The 1,199-nt window shown below is 56.0% G+C and carries 3 protein-coding genes; 1 reads left to right on the top strand and 2 read right to left on the bottom strand.

Translation table 11 applies throughout. The features are described from left to right. On the top strand, positions 1–217 hold a 217-nt coding region (locus tag BG61_RS44610), incomplete at its 5' end, for a hypothetical protein (RefSeq protein WP_241486507.1). A gap of 133 nt (positions 218–350) precedes the next feature. Here the strand turns inward: BG61_RS44610 and BG61_RS38510 are convergent. Next, positions 351–809 carry an RNA polymerase sigma factor gene (locus BG61_RS38510; RefSeq protein ID WP_161783739.1) on the bottom strand — a complete coding sequence of 153 codons (459 nt, stop codon included), beginning with the start codon at positions 807–809 and terminating at the stop codon, positions 351–353. After that, positions 799–1,199, bottom strand: a 401-nt coding sequence (locus BG61_RS43840) for a hypothetical protein (RefSeq protein WP_206540643.1), incomplete at its 5' end; no start/stop codon positions are given. The genes BG61_RS43840 and BG61_RS38510, both read right to left, overlap by 11 nt.

Below are 1,199 nucleotides of genomic sequence, written 5' to 3'. Positions count from 1 at the left end.
TATCCGTCGAACCGGGTCAACCTCAGATGTCGATCGCGGTTATTCGCCCGATGTGGCCGCCTCGACTCGCAATCATTCGGGCGATAACCCCCGTACCGCAGCCGAGATCGAGAACCGATTCCGTTCCGCTAAGTTTGAGTGCGCTGAGATATTCGCCAACGACTTGCTGGAAAAAGCTGTGCTTTGCGCGGGCCTCCAGCCGTGCCGCGATCGCTGAGAGTGTCTTGTCATCCGCCGCGAATGTTCGGGCGAAGACGTCCGGGCCCTTCAACTGTGTTTGCGAAACCATAGTGTACTGATCAAAAAAAAGGGAAGATCTAAATCTCAGATTCCCTTGTGATGAAACGTCCCTAGAAGATATCGCGTTGAGCCGAGCGCAGGATGCTGATCGTTCTGATCGCCCGAATCAAACGCGCGGAGACGGCTGAGGGTTCGACGTGCAAGATCTCGGCGACTTCTTCGGTGCTCAGTCCTTCAACCGCCCAAAGTAGAATAGCGACGCGTTCGTCATCGGGCAGGCAGCCAACCGCACGGACGATTTCGTCGTGCAGCGGTAAGCTATTTTCAGCAATCGGCCCCCGACACTTGGGCTCGGTGGAGTGTTGTTCAGTGAACTTCCTATGACGCGCACCTTCCCACGCCCAATAGACCGCCTTAAACAGTCGTAGCAGCGGTGCAGTCCAACCGAGTTCCCAATCGTCCAATGTGCGTCTGTAAGCGTGTTCCACAAGCCGCGCAGCGTCGCCTTCGTCGTTGGACAGGCGCAACGCAAAGCCCCAAACTCGGGGCAGGACGTCTTCAACACGCACCGGCAGAGTGCGACATGATGAACGCGCCGGTGGAACAGGGCGTGAAGCGCGTCGCGATCGTTCTGGATATCTCGTCTTGAGTTGTCGCGGGTTCATGCGTTAGATGCTTATGAACACGACGGAGCGGTTGCGGGGTGCAACTACCAGCCGATTTAAAAAGCCCGCAGTGTAGGGAAGAGACGAAAGTTATGCAATTCGCATTTCGCGAAATCGTCTTTCCCAATGTAGAACGTTCGCTCGATTTCGATGAACCACTCACGCTAAAATGATGGCGTTCACCGATGTTGCAGCGGTCAACAAAGCGAACCTTGCAGCGAACGTAATTTGAGCGGCCCTTGTCGCGTCGCTTTTGCACCAGCACGTCTGAACCGCCCCGGGAATTGTGGAGGC

Source organism: Caballeronia glathei (genome assembly GCF_000698595.1).
Classification (GTDB): Bacteria; Pseudomonadota; Gammaproteobacteria; order Burkholderiales; family Burkholderiaceae; genus Caballeronia; species Caballeronia glathei.
This window is presented reverse-complemented; position numbering and strand designations above follow the sequence as displayed.